Origin of the sequence: Microbacterium sp. (genome assembly GCF_046295495.1) — a bacterium.
Taxonomy (GTDB): Bacteria; Actinomycetota; Actinomycetes; order Actinomycetales; family Microbacteriaceae; genus Microbacterium.
In genome coordinates this window covers 12,941-29,717 of record NZ_JBKBNC010000032.1, presented here as the reverse complement: position 1 = coordinate 29,717, position 16,777 = coordinate 12,941, and the positions used below count along the sequence as shown (strand labels likewise).

Annotated in this window: 16 protein-coding genes; 7 read left to right on the top strand and 9 right to left on the bottom strand. The window is 72.6% G+C overall.

Features of this window, described 5'->3' with window-relative positions; genetic code table 11:
- Positions 1–114: 114 nt before the first annotated feature.
- Entirely contained in the window at positions 115–1,035 is a 921-nt protein-coding gene (gene dapD, locus ACK4LS_RS11445; RefSeq protein ID WP_409717195.1) for a 2,3,4,5-tetrahydropyridine-2,6-dicarboxylate N-succinyltransferase, read from the bottom strand.
- A gap of 43 nt (positions 1,036–1,078) precedes the next feature.
- On the opposite strand from dapD, the gene dapE reads away from it, so the two are divergent.
- The 3 genes from dapE (at position 1,079) to ACK4LS_RS11430 (ending at position 3,682) form a co-directional block, all read left to right on the top strand.
- Positions 1,079–2,155: a succinyl-diaminopimelate desuccinylase gene (gene dapE / locus ACK4LS_RS11440; RefSeq protein WP_409717193.1), complete on the top strand. Its 1,077-nt coding sequence runs from the start codon at positions 1,079–1,081 to the stop codon at positions 2,153–2,155.
- On the top strand, positions 2,152–3,375 hold the full coding sequence (locus ACK4LS_RS11435) for a hypothetical protein (protein ID WP_409717191.1): 1,224 nt from the start codon (positions 2,152–2,154) through the stop codon (positions 3,373–3,375). Before dapE ends, ACK4LS_RS11435 begins: the two co-directional genes overlap by 4 nt.
- Positions 3,376–3,508: 133 nt before the next feature.
- Complete coding sequence (locus ACK4LS_RS11430; RefSeq protein WP_076490128.1) at positions 3,509–3,682, top strand: DUF3117 domain-containing protein; 174 nt, start codon at positions 3,509–3,511, stop codon at positions 3,680–3,682.
- Between the two features lie 81 nt (positions 3,683–3,763).
- On the opposite strand, the gene ACK4LS_RS11425 is transcribed toward ACK4LS_RS11430, so the two are convergent.
- Positions 3,764–4,399: an O-methyltransferase gene (locus ACK4LS_RS11425; protein ID WP_409717188.1), complete on the bottom strand. Its 636-nt coding sequence runs from the start codon at positions 4,397–4,399 to the stop codon at positions 3,764–3,766.
- A 72-nt stretch (positions 4,400–4,471) separates the two neighbouring features.
- Between ACK4LS_RS11425 and ACK4LS_RS11420 the strand changes: the two genes are divergently transcribed.
- Complete coding sequence (locus tag ACK4LS_RS11420) at positions 4,472–4,843, top strand: Sec-independent protein translocase TatB (protein ID WP_409717187.1); 372 nt, start codon at positions 4,472–4,474, stop codon at positions 4,841–4,843.
- Between the two features lie 69 nt (positions 4,844–4,912).
- On the opposite strand, the gene ACK4LS_RS11415 is transcribed toward ACK4LS_RS11420, so the two are convergent.
- From ACK4LS_RS11415 to ACK4LS_RS11405, 3 genes are read right to left on the bottom strand one after another with little or no spacing between them, the layout of a single operon-like run.
- A complete protein-coding gene (locus tag ACK4LS_RS11415) occupies positions 4,913–6,061 on the bottom strand; it encodes an Mrp/NBP35 family ATP-binding protein (RefSeq protein WP_409717185.1) in 1,149 nt (382 codons plus the stop codon).
- Positions 6,058–6,714, bottom strand: a complete 657-nt coding sequence (locus tag ACK4LS_RS11410; RefSeq protein WP_409717184.1) for a DUF1003 domain-containing protein — start codon at positions 6,712–6,714, stop codon at positions 6,058–6,060. The genes ACK4LS_RS11415 and ACK4LS_RS11410 overlap by 4 nt, the downstream gene beginning before the upstream one ends.
- Positions 6,714–8,030: a magnesium transporter gene (locus ACK4LS_RS11405; RefSeq protein ID WP_409717182.1), complete on the bottom strand. Its 1,317-nt coding sequence runs from the start codon at positions 8,028–8,030 to the stop codon at positions 6,714–6,716. Before ACK4LS_RS11405 ends, ACK4LS_RS11410 begins: the two co-directional genes overlap by 1 nt.
- Positions 8,031–8,101: 71 nt before the next feature.
- Here ACK4LS_RS11405 and ACK4LS_RS11400 point away from each other — a divergent pair, with 71 nt between their 5' ends.
- A complete protein-coding gene (locus ACK4LS_RS11400; RefSeq protein WP_409717180.1) occupies positions 8,102–8,881 on the top strand; it encodes a general stress protein in 780 nt (259 codons plus the stop codon).
- Positions 8,878–9,546: an alpha/beta family hydrolase gene (locus ACK4LS_RS11395; RefSeq protein WP_409717178.1), complete on the top strand. Its 669-nt coding sequence runs from the start codon at positions 8,878–8,880 to the stop codon at positions 9,544–9,546. Before ACK4LS_RS11400 ends, ACK4LS_RS11395 begins: the two co-directional genes overlap by 4 nt.
- Before the next feature lie 150 nt (positions 9,547–9,696).
- On the opposite strand, the gene ACK4LS_RS11390 is transcribed toward ACK4LS_RS11395, so the two are convergent.
- The 3 genes from ACK4LS_RS11390 to ACK4LS_RS11380 form a co-directional block, all read right to left on the bottom strand.
- Positions 9,697–11,490, bottom strand: coding sequence for a gamma-glutamyltransferase family protein (locus ACK4LS_RS11390; protein ID WP_409717197.1), 1,794 nt, complete (start codon positions 11,488–11,490; stop codon positions 9,697–9,699).
- Positions 11,487–12,953, bottom strand: a complete 1,467-nt coding sequence (locus ACK4LS_RS11385) for an aminopeptidase P family protein (protein WP_409717176.1) — start codon at positions 12,951–12,953, stop codon at positions 11,487–11,489. Before ACK4LS_RS11385 ends, ACK4LS_RS11390 begins: the two co-directional genes overlap by 4 nt.
- A gap of 142 nt (positions 12,954–13,095) precedes the next feature.
- A complete protein-coding gene (locus ACK4LS_RS11380) occupies positions 13,096–14,127 on the bottom strand; it encodes an endonuclease/exonuclease/phosphatase family protein (protein WP_409717175.1) in 1,032 nt (343 codons plus the stop codon).
- A 188-nt stretch (positions 14,128–14,315) separates the two neighbouring features.
- Here ACK4LS_RS11380 and ACK4LS_RS11375 point away from each other — a divergent pair, with 188 nt between their 5' ends.
- Positions 14,316–15,176, top strand: coding sequence for a PHP domain-containing protein (locus ACK4LS_RS11375; RefSeq protein WP_409717173.1), 861 nt, complete (start codon positions 14,316–14,318; stop codon positions 15,174–15,176).
- An 89-nt stretch (positions 15,177–15,265) separates the two neighbouring features.
- On the opposite strand, the gene ACK4LS_RS11370 is transcribed toward ACK4LS_RS11375, so the two are convergent.
- The gene (locus tag ACK4LS_RS11370) at positions 15,266–16,714 is read right to left on the bottom strand and encodes a DEAD/DEAH box helicase (protein WP_409717171.1); all 1,449 of its coding nucleotides are present in this window, start codon (positions 16,712–16,714) and stop codon (positions 15,266–15,268) included.
- Between the last annotated feature and the right edge of the window lie 63 nt (positions 16,715–16,777).

Here is a 16,777-nt window from a genome sequence, read left to right as displayed (position 1 = left end):
CGGGGGGGCCGCGGCGTCGGGGGGCGCGGGCGCGGGCGGCCGCGGAGCCGGGAGGGCCCGCGGCTGGACGCGCGCCGCCGTGCCGGCCGAGCGCCGCGGGAGGGTCGCCCCGGGTCAGGCGTGCAGGGCCTCGTTCAGGGTCACGCCGACACCGGCGCGGGCCGACGCCTCGACGGCGCCCGTGAGGGAATTGCGGCGGAACAGGATGCCGTTGCGGCCCGACAGCTCGCCGGCCTTGACCGTCTCGTCGCCGACGCGCACCTTGGTGCCCGCGGTGACGTAGAGGCCGGCCTCGACGACGCAGTCGTCGCCGAGGGAGATGCCGATGCCGGCGTTCGCGCCCAGGAGCGTGCGCGCGCCGATCGACACGCGGTGCGTGCCTCCGCCCGACAGGGTGCCCATGATCGAGGCGCCGCCGCCGATGTCGGTGCCGTCGCCGATCACGACGCCCTGCGACACGCGCCCCTCGATCATCGAGGAGCCGAGCGTTCCGGCGTTGAAGTTGACGAAGCCCTCGTGCATGACCGTCGTGCCGGGGGAGAGGTGTGCGCCCAGCCGCACGCGCGAGGCGTCGGCGATGCGCACGCCCGCGGGCAGCACGTAGTCGGTGAGACGCGGGAACTTGTCGAGCCCCTGCAGCTGGATGCCGTGGCGCTTCAGCTGGGGGAGCAGACGCGCCGCGGCCTCGGGGTGCATCGGGCCCGCGGTGGTCCACGCGACGTTGGGGAGGTGCGCGAAGATCCCGTCGAGGTTGATGTCGTTGGGGCGCACGAGCAGGTGCGACAGCGCGTGCAGGCGCAGGTAGGCGTCGACCGTGGAGGCCGGAGCCGCGTCGGCGTCGATTTCGAGCGAGACGGTCTCGACGACCACGTCACGGCGCTCGTCCGGCCCCGCGGAAGCTTCGAGGGCTGCGATTTCGGCGGACGGGTCGAGCGAGGACCCCCGCTGCGGGGCCGGGAACCAGGCGTCGAGCACGGTCCCGTCGGTGGTACGTGTGGAGAGGCCGGCAGCGCTGATGCGTCGTTCGTTGCTCACGAGCCCAGGCTACCGGCGAGAGCGCGTGTGAAAGGATCGGGGCATGGCCGCGCTCGACCTCACCTCCTCTTCCGTCGACCTCACGCGGGTCATCTGCGACATCCACAGCGAGTCCGACGACGAGACCGCGCTGGCCGATGCCATCGAGGCCGCCGTCTCGGCCTACGACCACCTCGAGGTGATCCGCGACGGTGACACGATCGTCGCCCGCACGAACCTCGGTCGCCCGCGTCGCGTGGTGATCGCGGGGCACATCGACACCGTGCCCGTGAACCGCAACCTGCCGGTCGAGGACCGCGAGATCGACGGCGAGGCGTTCCTGTGGGGCCGCGGCACGGTCGACATGAAGGCCGGCGTCGCGGTGCAGCTGAAGCTCGCCGCCGAGCTCGTCGCCCCCTCGGCCGACATCACGTGGATGTGGTACGACCACGAGGAGGTCGACTCGGCGCTGAACGGGCTCGGCCGCCTCTCGCGCAACCGCCCCGACCTGTTCGCGGGCGACTTCGCCATCCTCGGCGAACCGAGCAACGGCGAGGTCGAGGGGGGATGCAACGGCACCCTTCGCGCGCTCGTGCGCACCGAGGGCGTGCGCGCGCACAGTGCCCGTTCGTGGATCGGCGAGAACGCGATCCACAAGGCCGCCCCCATCCTCGCGCGCCTGGCGGAGTACCGCGCGCGTGAGATCGAGGTCGACGGCCTCCTCTACCGCGAGGGTCTGAACGCCGTGCGCATCGTCGGCGGGGTGGCGGGCAACGTCATCCCCGACGCGTGCGAGGTCGAGGTCAACTACCGCTTCGCACCGAGCCGCGACGCCGCCGCTGCCGCCCGCGTCGTGCACGACGTGTTCACCGGCTTCGAGGTCGAGATCGTCGATGTCGCCGAGGGCGCCCGCCCCGGTCTCGACGCCGAGCTGGCGAGGGAATTCGTGGATGCCGTGGGCGCCACGCCCCAGCCCAAATACGGCTGGACCGACGTGGCGCGGTTCTCCGCCCTCGGCATCCCCGCGGTCAATTACGGCCCCGGCGACCCGCACCTCGCCCACCACGACGAGGAACGCGTGCCGGTCGCTCAGATCGAGGCCGTCGAGCGGGGTCTGCGCGCCTGGCTGAGCGGGTCGTGACGACCGAGGCCCCGGCATCCTCACCCGTTCGCGGGTGGGAGCGCCTGCCGGTGGCGGCGCGCATCGCGCTCATCTACGTCGCCGCCCGCCTGGTGACGACGGCGTTCTTCCTCCTGGCCTCGGCGCTGTCGGGCCCGGGCTCGCGCTACGGCGTCGCTCCCTCGCTGACGGAGTTGGCGCTGGGGTGGGACGCGCAGTGGTACTGGTTGGCAGCCGTATCGGGGTATCCCGCCGATCTGCCGATCACGACGACGGGTCACATCGCCGAGAACGCCTGGGCGTTCATGCCGGTTTACGCGTACCTCTCCGCGGGCCTCGGCACCGTGCTGGGGTCGTGGGCAGCGGGGGCGGTGACGATCTCGCTGGCCGCGGGGTACGGTGCGAGCCTGCTCCTGTACTCCCTGCTGCGCGAGCGCATCGGGGCATCCGCGGCGATGTGGGCGGTGGTGTTCTTCGCCAGCGGACCGCTCGCGGCGCTGTTCCAGGTGGGCTACGCCGAATCGCTGTTCCTCTTCCTCCTGTTCGCGGCGCTGCGGTGCGTGCAGAAGCGGCGGTGGGGCTGGCTCTACCTGCTCGTACCCGCGATGGGCTTCACGCGCCCCGGCATCCTGGCGTTCGCCCTGTTCCTCGGGCTCTACGGCATCCATCGCTTCCTGCTGCGGCGCAGCGAGGGGCTCCCGACGAGGGAGGTCGTGCACATCGTGGCGCTCGGCGCCCTCGCGGTCGTCGTCGGATTCGCCTGGCAGGTCATCGCGGGGCTCGTCACCGGCGATCCCGGTGCATACCTGGCGACCGAGCTCGCCTGGCGTCGTAACTGGGTCGCCGACGGCAGCGGGGCGTTCGTGCCGGTCGAGGGCTGGGTGCAGGCGGCGGGGTTCTGGTTCGCGCAGTGGGGGCTCGGCGCGGTGGCGGGGTACATCGCCCTGGCGGTGCTGATCGGCGCGGTCGCTGCCGCGCTCCTGGCGCTGCCGCAGGTGCGCTCGCTCGGCGTCGAGGTGCGCCTGTGGTCGGCGAGCTACCTGATCTACCTGTTGCTGGTGTTCTTCCCGCAGTCGAGCATCTTCCGGCTTCTGCTGCCGATCTCACCCCTGTGGGGCGCTCTGGCGGTCCCGCGCTCGCGCGTATGGCGCCTCGGCGTGCTGGCGTTCGCGCTGATCGGGCAGTGGTGGTGGATCTACAACATGTACGCCCTGGGCAACACGTTCTGGCAGATCCCCTGAGCACGGTGGGAATTCCCGCTCGGGTGCTCATCGTTTCCCGAGCGCGCGGCGCGCCTGACGTGGCACGGTTCATCGGGCGGGCGCGCCGACACACTAAACTACTTCTCAGACCAACGAGGAAAAGGGGGCCGCGATGGCAGCCATGAAGCCGCGTACCGGCGACGGACCGATGGAGGCCGTGAAGGAGGGCCGGTTGATCATCGTGCGTGTGCCGCTCGAGGGTGGCGGGCGTCTCGTCGTTTCGGTGAACGATGCCGAGGCGAAAGAACTCTACGACGTGCTCGGTGGAGTCGTCGGCGCCGCCTGACGACCATCAACGCACGAAGGCCGGTCCCCGCGGGGGCCGGCCTTCTTCGTGCACGCGGGGTCGTCGCGTCGACCGCGACTGTCAGTCGGTGGGGCGCGTCGTCAGCTGCAACAGGCCCTCGCCGGTCGTCGACAGGGCGCCGATGACCGCGGGCGAGGTCTGCACCTCTTGGATGAGCGAGCGATAGGCGGTCGTGACGGCGTCGCGACGAACGGGGTCGGCCACCGCCCCGTTCGCGAGCACGCGGGGGATCAGCACCGTTCCGCCGGCGCGCACCAGACGCAGCCCGTACTCGACGTACTCGAGGATGCCCTCGGGGTCGGCATCGATGAAGACGATGTCGTACGAGGCCTCGTTCATGCGGGGGAGCACGTCGGACGCCCGCCCGGTGATGAAGCGGGCGCGGGCGGCGGGGATGCGCGCGTCGACGAAGGCTGCGCGAGCGGCGCCGAGGTGTTCGGGTTCGCTGTCGATGGTGGTGATCGTCGCGCGCGGCGAACCGTGCAGCAGCCACAGGCCCGAGACGCCGCCGCCCGTTCCGACCTCGACGATGTTGAGGGCACGGGATGCCGCGGAGATGACGGCCGCTTGCGCGCCGACCGCGGGGCTCACGGGCGCGGCTCCGAGCTCGAGTGCGTGCGCCCGGGCTCGAGCGATGTGCTCGGGTTCGACCGTCGACTCCTGCACGAACCGCTCGTTCGCTTGCTGACCGCTCACGTGGACCTCCTCGACTCAGGCTAGACGGCCCGGCGGCGCTGGACCCCCAGGCGCGGCCGGTAATCTGGACCCATGTTCTTCGGGCTCACGATCGAGAAGCTGATGCTGATCGGCGTGATCGCCGCGGTCCTGGTGGGCCCGGAGCGACTGCCCCGCTACGCGGAGGCACTCGCCAAGTTCACCAAGCGCGCGAAAGAGACGATGCAGGGCGCCCGGACGCGCATGCGCGACGAGATGGGCCCCGAGTTCGACGACGTCGACTGGAAGAAGTTGGATCCGCGGCAGTACGACCCGCGTCGCATCATCCGTGAGGCGCTCCTGGACGACACCCCCACGGCCACCATGCGCGCCGCCGGAGCGGCCGCCCTCGCCGCGCGCGAGAAGACGACCGTGCCGCCCTTCGTGGCCGGCGAGCGTCCGCCCTTCGACGACGAAGCGACCTGAGGCACTCCTCGCGCAGACACCTCGCGGTGCAGCCCGCCGCGGACGCGCTGAGGCCGATGCGGTGTCGGCTCAGACGCTCAGCGGCAGCGACCTGCCCGCGAGCCCGCGGGGGCGCACGGCCAGGGCCGCGGCGGCCGCGTCGATCGCCTGCGCGGCGGGGTCGTCGGGGCTCGAGAGCACGACCGGGCGGCCGTCGTCACCGCCGGTGCGCAGCGCCGTGCTGAGCGGGACGGATGCCAGAAGCGGCACGTCGACCCCGTCGCTCGAGAGGGCGCGGGCCACCTCTGTGCCTCCGCCCGCACCGAACAGGTCGAGCACCGAGCCGTCGGGCAGGGTCATCGCCGCCATGTTCTCGATCACGCCGATGGGGCGCTGACCCGCCTGCCGAGCGACGAGACCCGAACGAACGGCGACGTCGGCGGCCGCGGCCTGCGGGGTCGTGACGACCAGCACCTCGGCGTGGGGGAGGAGCTGCCCCACCGAGATGGCGACGTCTCCGGTCCCGGGCGGCATGTCGAGCAGGAGGACGTCAAGATCGCCGAAGAACACGTCGGTGAGGAACTGCTGCACGGTGCGGTGCAGCATCGGTCCGCGCCAGGCCACCGCGCCCGCGGCATCCTCTCCGGGGCGGCGCAGGAACATGCCGATCGAGATGACCTTCACGCCGTAGGCGACGGGAGGCAGGATCAGGTCGTCGAGTCGCGTCGGGGCCGGGGGAAGGCCGTCGGCGTCGACGAGGCCGAGGAGACCGGGGATGGAGAACCCGTGCACGTCGGCGTCGACCAGGCCCACGCGCAGACCCCGGGCCGCCAGGGCGACGGCGAGGTTCGCGGTGACGGTCGACTTGCCGACGCCGCCCTTGCCGCTCGTGACGGCGATCACGCGGGTGAGGGAATCGGGGCCGAAGGGCATCTCTCGTTTCGCGCGGCTCCCGCGGAGCTTGTCGGTCAAAGCCTTGCGCTCGTCGGGCGACATCACGCCCACGCGCACGTCGACCGCGTCGATGCCGCCGACAGAGGCGGCGGCCTCCCTCACCTCGCGCTCGATGCGGTCGGCGGCGGGGCAGCCGACGATCGTGAGGGCGATGCCCACCTCGGCGACGGTGCCGCGCACCGAGATCTCACGCAGCATGTCGAGCTCGCCGAGGGGACGCCGCAGCTCGGGATCGGTGACGGCGGCGACGGCGGTGCGCACGCGGTCGGCGAGCGCGTCGGTCACGGTGTCGCTCGCGGTGTCGTCCGCGGCGTCGCTCGCGGGGAGTCGACGCGTCGGGCGTCGTTGCGGCCGGCGTCGGCGCGGGTGACGTCACCGCGGCCGACGTCACCGCGGCCGACCTCACCGCGGGGGGAGTCGCCGTGCGCGCTGTCGCCGTTCTCGTCGAGACGTTCGAGGACCGCCTTGAGCTCGGTGCGCAGGGTGTCCTTCGTGATGACCTCGTCGGTCAGGTCGCGCACGGCCATGCGCAAGGCGACGATCTCGCGGGCGAGGTACTCGGTGTCGGCGAGGTTGCGCTCGGCGCGCTGACGGTCCTGCTCGATCTGCACGCGGTCGCGGTCGTCCTGTCGGTTCTGCGCCAGCAGGATCAGGGGCGCGGCGTACGACGCCTGCAGCGAGAGCACGAGCGTCAGGGCGGTGAAGCCGATGGCGGCGGAGTCGAAACGCAACTCGTCGGGCGCGAGCGAATTCCACCCCATCCACAGCACGCAGAAGAGCGTCAGCGACAACAGGAACGTGGGCGTCCCCATGGCGCGTGCCACCCACTCGGTGAAGCGGCCGAAGCGGTCACGCGAAGGCTGCGGGGCGCGCGGGGCGAGGACGCCGCTGCGTCCGCGGGGCGCGTCGAGGGCGGGCTGCCGGTTGTTGCGGGCCATCAGCGCCTCCTCGGGGTCTGCGGGATCTGGGGGATGCTCTGGGTGGCGAGCGGTCTGACCGAGGTCGGGGGTTTCGGATCGTCGCTGTCGTGCGTGCGCCAGTCGTCGGGCAGCAGGTAGTCGAGCACGTCGTCGACGCTCACGCAGCCCACGAGGCGGTGCGCCTGGTCGACGACGGGCAGCGAGACGAGGTTGTAGCTCGCGAGGAGGCGTGCCACCTCGGCGGCCGTGGCGTCGGCGGGCACCGGCTCGAGCGTGTCGTCGATGATCGCGCCGAGGCGCTCGTGCGGCGGGTAGCGCAGCATGCGCTGGAAGTGCACGGTGCCGAGCAGGCGTCCGGTGGGCGTCTCGTACGGGGGCAGCGTGATGAACACGGATGCCGCGAGGGCGGGGTGCAGCTCGTGGCGGCGGATGAGGGCCAGGGCCTCGGCCACCGTGGCATCCGCCGACAGCACGATGGGTTCGGGGGTCATGAGACCGCCGGCGGTGTCGGGGCCGTACTGCAGGAGGGCGCGGACGTCGTCTGCCTCCTCCGGCTCCATGAGTTCGAGCAGCTGCTCGGAGCGCGACTCGGGCAACTGACCCAGCAGGTCGGCCGCGTCGTCGGGCTCCATGGCATCCAGGATGTCGGCGGCGCGCTCGTCGCCGAGCTGCTCGAGGATGTGCACCTGCTCGTCTTCGGGCATCTCCTCGAGGGCGTCGGCCAGGCGGTCGTCGCTCAGCTCCTCGGCGACCTCGATCAGGCGTTCCTCGGGCAGGTCGAGCAGCGTGTTGGCGAGGTCGGCGGGCTTGAGCTCGGAGTAGGTGGCGACGAGCTGCTCGGCGGACTGCGCCTCGCCCGGCGTCTGGTTCTCGCGCACCTCGCCCCAGGCGGCGAACGTCGTCGCGCCCTTCGCGAACGGGGAGGCGCTCGTGCGGGGGCGGCGCAGGAACAGCTGCCCCACGTCCCACTCGCCGAGCCGGTTGCGCTCGATAGCGACGTCTTCGATCACGGCGCTGCCGGAACCGTCGACGAGACGCACGCGACGACCGAGCATCTCGGCCATGACGCGAACCTCACCGCCGCGCTGCTGGAAGCGGCGCACGTTGATGAGACCGGTCGTGATGACCTGACCGGCCTGGATGGAGGTGACGCGCCCGATGGACACGAACACATGTCGGCGCCCGGGGATCTCGACGACGAGGCCCACGACGCGCGGCGCGGCCGACGCGCGGTAGATCACCACGACGTCGCGCACCTTGCCCAGACGGTCTCCCGCCGGGTCGAACACCGTGCAGCCCGCCAAGCGGGCGACGAAAACCCTCTGCGTGCTCACCGGTCCAGCGTAGTCCGCCCCTCCTCGGCAACGCCTCGGGAACGGTCAGGCGCGCGTGACAGGATGGTGAAATGAGTATGTTCGCGCAGCGCCCGGGTGCCGGGCGCGACGAGGTCGGCGAGAAGATCGCCTCGTTTCCGACGTACGAGCAGGCGCAGAAGGCCGTCTCGTCTCTGATCGCCGGTGAGGTGCCCGCGCGCGACATCGCGATCGTCGGTTCGGGTCTGCGCTCGATCGAACGCATCACCGGCCGGCTCGGCTACGCCACGGCCGCCCGCTCGGGGGCGCTGAACGGCCTGATGCTCGGCCTGCTGTTCGCGTTCATCTTCGTGCTCGGGATGCCGACCGTACAGATCTCGGCCTTCATCGGCGTGCTGCTGGTCGGTATGGCCCTCGGCATGATCCTGAGCCTCGGCACCTACTCGATCGTGCGTCGCCGTCGCGATTTCGCCTCGGTCATGCAGGTCGCGGCCGATCACTACGACGTCTGCGTCGCGCCCTCCAGCGTGCAGAAGGCCCGGGGGATCGTGGGTCCCGCCGGGGGTGCCGCGCGCACCGTCGTCTCGCGCCCCGCACCCGACGACACCGCCCCGCCGCAGTACGGCGAGCGCGTGACCCCCGGGTCGCACGCCCCGTCCGCTCCCGCTCGTCCGGCCGGACCGACGGCGGCACCCGCCCCCGGCGGGATCGACGACGAGCCGCCCCGCTACGGGGAGCGCATCGCGCCCCGGCCGCCGCTGCCCGAGACGCCGCCGCGAGACGAACCCGCTCCGCACGACGGCTCGAGCGCGGGCGACGGCTCCCGCGACAGTTCGGGCTCGACCGATGGCTCGGCCCCGACCGAGCGGTGAGCGCCGAGCCGGTCCGCATCCCGGTCGCCCTCCCCGCCGGGCCCACGGGGGTGTCGGGACTCTGGTCGCCCGCCCCGAAGCCCGCGGCGACGGTCGCGCTCGCGCACGGTGCCGGTGCCGGCATGGAGCACCCGTTCCTCGCCGGTCTCGCCGAGGCGTTGCACGGAGAGGGTGTGTCGGTGCTGCGTTTCGTCTTCCCCTACGTCGAGGCCGGACGACGGATGCCGGGCCCCGCCGCCCACGCCGTGGCGACGTGGAGCGGCGTGCAGGCGTGGCTGGCCGCGGCGGCTCCGGGGGCGTACGCCGCGGTGGGCAAGTCGTACGGCGGGCGCATGGCATCCGTCGCCGCCGCCGAGGGGAGGATCGCACCGGGCCGGCTCGTGTACCTCGGCTACCCGCTGCACCCGCCGGGCCGGCCCGACAAGCCGCGCGCTGCGCACCTGCCCGCGATCGCCGTGTCGCAGCTGTTCGTGGAGGGTGAGAACGACCCCTTCATCGACCCGCGGTCGCAGTTCGACGAGGTGATCGCGTCGTGCCGGGACGCGCGCGTGCAGTGGGTCGCCGACGGCAACCACTCGTTCGAGGTCAAGGGTGCGAAACGTCCGGCAGAAGAGATCGGTGCGGGGCTGGCGCCGGTGGTCGCGGGGTTCGTCCGCGGTTCGTGACGGCGCGCGAGGCGCCCGCACCGCCGCTGTTACGGGGTGCCACGCCGTGCCGGGACGTCGTCCTGACGTGCGGCGCTGACGTGCCGTGCTGATGCGCCGTGCTGATGCGCGTCGCCCGTGCGACCGCGGTGACGGCACCGGCCGCGCGGGTCAGCGCCCGGCGGCGTAGCCCTGCGCGCCGCGGGGATTGGCGGCAGCCCACAGCAGTCCGTCGGCGTCGCGACCCACGGCGCTGACCCTCCCGAGAGTCCAGTCGCCGGCCCGGCGCACGCGGTGCCCGCGTGCCTCGAGGGCCGAGATCACGTCGTCGCCGAGGCGGTCTTCCACCACCGCCCCCGCGGGCGACCACGTGCGCGGCCAGAACGAGTCGGCCAGGGCCGTGGTGTGCAGCGTCGGCGCGTCGATGGCCTGCTGGGGCGAGTACCCGCCGACGAGTATGCGCAGCAGCACGGGCACCTGCCACTGATCCTGCTGATCACCGCCGGGGGAGCCGATCGCCGTGACCTCGTCGCCGCGCGTGAGCATCGTGGGCGTGAGGGTGGTGCGCGGTCGACGTCCCGGAACGAGGGATGCCGGATGCCCCGGCACCAGCCAGGTCATCTGCAGACGCGTGCCCAGGCAGAAGCCGAGCGAGGGCACCGTCGGCGACGACTGCAGCCATCCGCCCGACGGCGTCGCCGAGACGACGTTGCCCCAGCGGTCGATGACGTCGAGGTGGCATGTGTCGCCGCGGGTGCGTCCCGAGCGGTCGACCGTGGGCTCGCCGGTGGACCCCTCTGCGGCGCGCCCCTCGGTGCGCAGGGGCGGGATCACGGGTTCCCGGCCGTCGGGGGATCCGGGGCGCAGGTCGGCCGAGGCGGCGGGCCCGATCAGCTCCCGACGGGCGGCGACGTAGGCGTCGGCGAGCAGGGTCTCCACGTCGAACGCCTCGCCGGTGTCGGCGGCCCACCCGTCGCCGAACCACGCGTCGCGGTCGGCGTAGGCCAGCTTCTGCGCCTCGAGCAGCCGGTGCGCGCCCTCGGGCGACGCGGGATCCAGGCGATCGTCGTCGGCGTCGTCGAGCAGCCGCAGCGTGTGCAGCATGGCGGGGCCCTGCGACCACGCGCCGGCCTTGAACACGCGCCATCCGCGGAACGACGTCGACACCGCAGCCTCGTACCCCGCCCGCCACGAGAGGTCGGCGGTATCCAGGATGCCGGGATGCTCCGCGCCGTCGGAGTGCCGGTGCGGTCGTCGTGCGAACGCCGCCGCCTCGGGCAGCACCTCGGTCATCCACCGCTCGCGCGCGGCCTCGATGCGCGACGCTCGATCGGGCGCGCCGGTGCCGGCCTCGACGAGGGAGTCGAGCACGTCGGCCCACGCCGGGTTGCGTACGAGGGTGTCGGGCGCGGGCGGCGAGCCGGCCGGCATCCACTGCTGCGCGGAAGACGGCCAGTGCTCGCGGAAGAGGTCGGCGACGCGCGCGATCGTTGCGGCGGCACCGGCGACCAGCGGATGGCCGTCGCGGGCGTAGCCCACGGCGAAGGCGAGCACGTCGGCGAGCTCCCACGTGCCGTGGTCGCGCAACAGCAGGAGCCACGCATCGATCCCGCCGGGGACGGTGGCGGCCAGGCCCCCGGCGCCCGGGACGAGGTCGAGCCCGCGGGCGCGGAAGTGCGCGATGCTCGCCCCGGCGGGGGCGGGGCCCTGCCCCATCAGCACCGTGGGCTCGGTCGCGCCCCCGGGGCGGACGAGGGCGACGAGATCGCCCCCGGGGCCGTTCAGGTGCGGCTCGACGATGTGCAGCACGAAGGCTGCGGCCGCGGCGGCGTCGAACGCGGTGCCGCCGCGCTCGAGCACCGCCTGGGCGGTCGCCGTGGCCGTCCAGTGCGTCGACGCCGACATGCCGAACGTTCCCCGGAGGGTCGGTCGGGTGGTGAAGGATGCCGCCGGCGTGAACGTCACCGCGACAACCGGGCGATCCACTCCTCGACCTCGTCGGCCGTGCGGGGGATGCCCGCCGACAGGTTGACCGGGCCGTCGGCCGTCATGACGATGTCGTCCTCGATGCGCGCGCCGATTCCGCGGTACTCCTCGGGGACGGTAAGGTCGTCGATCTGGAAGTACAGGCCGGGTTCGATCGTGAACACCATCCCGGGCTCGAGCAGACCGTCGTAGTACATGTCGCGTCGCGCCTGGGCGCAGTCGTGCACGTCGATACCGAGGTGGTGGCTCGTGCCGTGCACCATGTAGCGACGGTGCTGGCCGCCCGCATCGGCATCCAGGGCCTCTTCGGCCGTCACCGGAACGAGGCCCCACTCGGCGACGCGGGCCGCGATGACCTCCATGGCGGCCTCGTGCAGGCGCCGGAACGGAACGCCCACCTCGGCCGCGGCGAACGAGGCGTCGGCGGCCTCGCGCACGGTTTCGTAGATGCGTCGCTGGATGTCGGTGAAGGTGCCCGACACGGGCAGGGTGCGCGTGATGTCGGCGGTGTAGAGGCTGTCGACCTCGACGCCGGCGTCGACGAGGATGAGGTCGCCGGGGGTGACCTGGCCGTCGTTGCGCGTCCAGTGCAGGTAGCAGGCGTGCGGGCCGGAGGCGGCGATCGTGTCGTAGCCGACGCTGTTGCCGTCGGAACGCGCGCGCTGGTGGAACACGCCCTCGACCACGCGCTCGCCGCGGGGGTGCTCGATGATGCGGGGGAGTTCGGCGACGATGTCGTCGAAGCCGCGCCCGGTCACCTCGACCGCGAGGGCGAGCTGTGCCAGTTCGTACTCGTCTTTGACCAGGCGCAGTTCCGAGACGAAGCGCGTGACCGCGTCGTCGACGCCGACCGTGCGGTCGTCGTCGCCCTCGGCGAAGTCGTCGAGATGCGCGGTCGCGAGACCCAGGTCGGCGGCCACGCCGTCGAGGGCGGGGCGGGGACCGATCCAGAACTCGCCGATCGTGGCATCCGAGTAGAACTCCGCCGTGGTGCGGTCGGCGCGCTCGCGGAAGTAGAGCACGGCTTCGTGTCCGTCGTCGCGCGGCTCGAAGACGAGCACGGCGTCGGGTTCGGCGTCGCTGCCCCAGCCGGTGAGGTGCGAGAACGCGGAGTGGGCGCGGAAGGGATAGTCGGTGTCGTTGCTGCGCTGCTTGAGGCCGCCGGCGGGGATCACGACGCGCTGGCCGGGGAAGGCCTGCGAGACGCGCGCGCGACGGCGCGCGGCCCACGCGGCCTGCTCGCGGGCCTCGGGCAGCACGGCGGGGCGCTCGGCCCAGCCCGTGGAGATCGTGTCGAGGAAGCCGCGGGGGAACGGCGCCTTGCGGTTGCTGGGGGCGTCGAGCGGCTGGGCCTCGCCCGCCTGCGGTTCCGCGGTGGGGGACTCGGCGGTGGGGGCTTCGGCGGTCTGCGCGGTCGTGTCACTGGTCGAGGGGGCGTCCATCCCTCCAGTCTCGCACCGGTCGGCGGACGGTGCACGGATGCCGCGCGCGTGTGGGATCGCGTGGGGAAGACGGGCTCGTCGTCGCGGTGGTCCGGTCCTTTCCGCGGGGCGGGGACCGGGGGCGGGGAGGGGGCGGTGCGGGTCAGCCGCCGGTGCGCTCGAGCTGCACGACGATCGGTCGGTGGTCGCTGCCCGAGCCGTCGAGCGATCGCATCACGACCGAGCCCGACACCGTCCAGTCGGGCGTCGCCATGACGTGGTCGATCGGTGCACCCAGCAGCGCCGGAGCATCGGTGGGCCAGGTGCCCACCCCGCCGTTGCCGCTCTCCGACGCCGCGTCATGACAGCGGCCGAGGGTGCCGCCGTCGACGCCCATGCCCGTCATGTGGTCGAGGGTCGCGTTGAAGTCGCCCGCGAGGATGACGTTGTCGGTCGCGCACTGGTCGGCGAGCCACTGCAGGTCGCTGCGCCACTGCGGCATGTACTCCTCGCGCGGGGCGACGGCGTGAGCGGCCACGATGATCGGGCCGTCGCCCGAGGTCGGCATCGCCACGGCGCTCGGCACGGTCGAGGTGTTGCTGGAGCCGTCGAGAGAGGATTGGATCACGGAGTAGTCGCCGAGCTCGGGCCGGATCAGCACGGTGGTGGAGGTGGCATCCCACCCGGTGATGCCGTACTCGCCGTACTCCGCGTGGTGCGCCCACATCGGCTGGCCCATGTCGCGCATCATCTCGGCCACCTGGGCGCCCGTGTCGATCGTCGTCTCGGGCAGGGTCACGACGTCGGCCTGCATGCCCACGGCGAACTGCGCGATCGACTCGGCCGAGGTGGCGGAGCCGGCAGTGTTCCACGTCATGACGCGCAGGCTGGTCTCGGTCTTCGCCGGGAGCGCTTCGGTGCCCAGCCCCCGCTGCGTGAGGAGGGCGACGTTCACGCCGGCCGAGACGCCGAGGATCAGCGCCAGCACGAGCGCCAGCGCGCGGATCGGGCGGATGAGCGCGAACAGCAGCATCAACAGGGTCGCGGCGACGAGGGCTCCGGCCAGCGGCGCGCGGAACGAGATGATCTGCGCGAGCGGGAACGTGCGCTCGAGGCCGAAGGCCGACGGCCACGTGAGCACCGCGGCGCCCGCCGCGACGGCGAGCGCGACCAGGAGTCCGAGCAGTCGACGCACGCACCCGACCCTAAGCGAGCCGTCTGAGAGATCCACGGATGCCGGCCGGGTGGCGGCCGTGCGTCGTGCGCGTAACGCGGCGCCGGGGTGCGCGCGACCTCCGGTCCCGGGTCGGGCGCGGCGCTCGAGCCCGCCGGCACCCTGTGCGCCGCCCGCGTCGTCGCGACGCGGGGCGCTACGCTCGACGGGTGCCGCGTGATCGTCGTTTCGAAGGACCGAGCGATCTGCACCTGCACTCCTCGCACTCCGACGGCACCGAGCCGCCCGCCCAGGTGATGGCCGCGGCGCACCGGCACGGCATCCGCACCGCCGCCCTGACCGACCACGACACCACGTCGGGCTGGGCCGAAGCGGCCGACGCGGCCACGTCTCTCGGCATGACGTTCGTGCCGGGCATGGAGTTTTCGGCCCGCCACCGCTGGCGCAGCGTGCACCTGCTGGCCTACCTCGTCGACCCCGACGACGCGGGCCTGCGGGCGATGACCGATCGCATCCGCTCCTCGCGCCTGGACCGCGCGCAGATCATGGCCGAGCGCATCTCGCACGACTACGACATCGCGTGGGACGACATCGTCGCCCAGACCAGCGACGGAGCCACGGTCGGGCGACCGCACATCGCGGATGCCCTGGTGGCGCGGGGGATCGTCGCCGATCGCACCGAGGCCTTCGCCGGCATCCTGCATCCCGCGGGCGACTACTACGTGGCGCTCTACGCCCCCGATCCGGTGACCGCCGTGGAGCTGGTGGTCGGGGCCGGCGGCGTGCCCGTCATCGCCCACCCCGCGGGACGGGCGCTGCTGCCCGACAGCGTGCTGCAGGCGATGCTGGCGGTCGGGCTCGCCGGCTTCGAGCTCGCGCACCGCGAGAACCTGCCCGAGCCGACCGCGCTGCTGGCGACCCTCGCCGCGGAACGCGGGCTGATCGTCACCGGCTCGAGCGACTACCACGGCCTCGGCAAGCCCAACGTGCCGGGCGAGAACACGACGGCCGACGACATGGTCGCGCGCATCTTCGCCCTCGGCCGCGGGTCGGCGCCGGTCTTCCCGTAGCGCGGGCGCCGGGGGCTGCGTGGCGCGCCCCCGTCCGGGTACGCGAACGGCGCCGGCCCCCCGAAGGGGACCGGCGCCGTCAGGTCGTCTCAGGCGACGGGGGCCGTCGGGGCGCCCGAGCTGCCGCCGCTGCGGCGACGACGACGGCGACGCGGGGCCGCATTGCCGTCGTGGTGCTCCTTGCCGCTTCCGTCGTGCGTGCCCGCGCCGTCCTCGCTGCGCGGGGTGCCCTCGGCGGGAGCCGCCGCCTCGGAGCCGCCGCGACGACGACGACGACGCGGTCCGCGCTCGCCCTCGGCATCCGTCGACTGCTCGGGCTTCTTCTCGGTCTTCGGCACGACCGCCTTGGGGGCGGTCACGAGGCGGCCCTTGGTGCCCTCGGCGATGTCGAGGTCGGTGTAGAGGTGCGGGCTCGAAGAGTAGGTCTCGATCGGCTCGGGCTGGCCGAACTCGAGGGCGCGGTTGATGAGCGCCCACTTGTGCAGGTCGTCCCAGTCGACGAAGGTCACCGCGATGCCGGTCTTGCCGGCGCGGCCGGTGCGACCGGCCCGGTGCAGGTAGGTCTTCTCGTCGTCGGGGATGGTGTGGTTGATCACGTGCGTGACGTCGTTGACGTCGATGCCGCGGGCGGCGACGTCGGTGGCGATGAGCACGTCGCGCTTGCCGGCCTTGAAGGCCGCCATCGAGCGCTCGCGGGCCTCCTGGCTCATGTCGCCGTGGACGGCGGCGGCGTTGAAGCCGCGGTCGCCGAGCTCGTCGACGAGCTTCTGGGCGGCGCGCTTGGTGCGCGTGAAGATGACCGCCTTCTCGCGACCCTCCGCCTGCAGGATGCGGGCGATGACCTCGTCCTTGTCGAGCGAGTGCGCGCGGTAGACGAGGTGCTTGATGTTCGCCTGCGTGAGGCCCTCGTCGGGGTCGTTGGCGCGCATGTGGATGGGGTTCGACATGAACCGGCGCGCGAGGGCGACGATCGGCCCGGGCATGGTGGCCGAGAACAGCTGCGTGTGACGCACGGGCGGGACCTTGGAGAAGATCTTCTCGATGTCGGCGAGGAAGCCGAGGTCGAGCATCTTGTCGGCCTCGTCGAGCACGACCTCGGTCGCGTTCGACAGGTCGAGCAGGCGCTGGTTGGCGAGGTCGATGAGGCGACCGGGGGTGCCGACGACGATCTGCGCGCCGGCCTTGAGCTGGTCGATCTGGCCCTCGTACGCCTTACCGCCGTAGATCGCGACGACGCTCGTGGGTCGGTTGGACGTCAGCATGTCCATGTCTTCGTAGACCTGCACCGCGAGCTCGCGCGTGGGGACCACGATGAGGGCCTTCACGCCCGGCTCGGGGTTCAGGCCGAGACGCTGGACGACCGGGATGCCGAAGCCGAAGGTCTTGCCGGTACCGGTCTTGGCCTGACCGATGATGTCCTGGCCGGGAAGGCCCAGGGGAATGGTCTGCTCCTGGATCGGGAAGGCATCCACGATGCCCTTGGATGCCAGGGCGTCGACGATGTCCTGGTCGACGCCGAGATCGGCGAATGTCGTCATAGTCGTGCCTGTTCCGGCGGCGAGAGACCGCCTGGGGGAGTCGTATCCACGCCGTCACTCGTC

Excerpts from the sequence above, each read along its gene's own strand:
- ACK4LS_RS11385 (WP_409717176.1), bottom strand. The coding sequence starts at position 12,953 with ATGGACGCCCCCTCGACCAGTGACACGACCGCGCAGACCGCCGAAGCC.
- ACK4LS_RS11370 (WP_409717171.1), bottom strand. The coding sequence starts at position 16,714 with ATGACGACATTCGCCGATCTCGGCGTCGACCAGGACATCGTCGACGCC.
- ACK4LS_RS11420 (WP_409717187.1), top strand. The coding sequence starts at position 4,472 with ATGTTCTTCGGGCTCACGATCGAGAAGCTGATGCTGATCGGCGTGATC.
- ACK4LS_RS11400 (WP_409717180.1), top strand. The coding sequence starts at position 8,102 with ATGAGTATGTTCGCGCAGCGCCCGGGTGCCGGGCGCGACGAGGTCGGC.
- dapE (WP_409717193.1), top strand. The coding sequence starts at position 1,079 with ATGGCCGCGCTCGACCTCACCTCCTCTTCCGTCGACCTCACGCGGGTC.
- ACK4LS_RS11430 (WP_076490128.1), top strand. The coding sequence starts at position 3,509 with ATGGCAGCCATGAAGCCGCGTACCGGCGACGGACCGATGGAGGCCGTG.
- ACK4LS_RS11410 (WP_409717184.1), bottom strand. The coding sequence starts at position 6,714 with ATGGCCCGCAACAACCGGCAGCCCGCCCTCGACGCGCCCCGCGGACGC.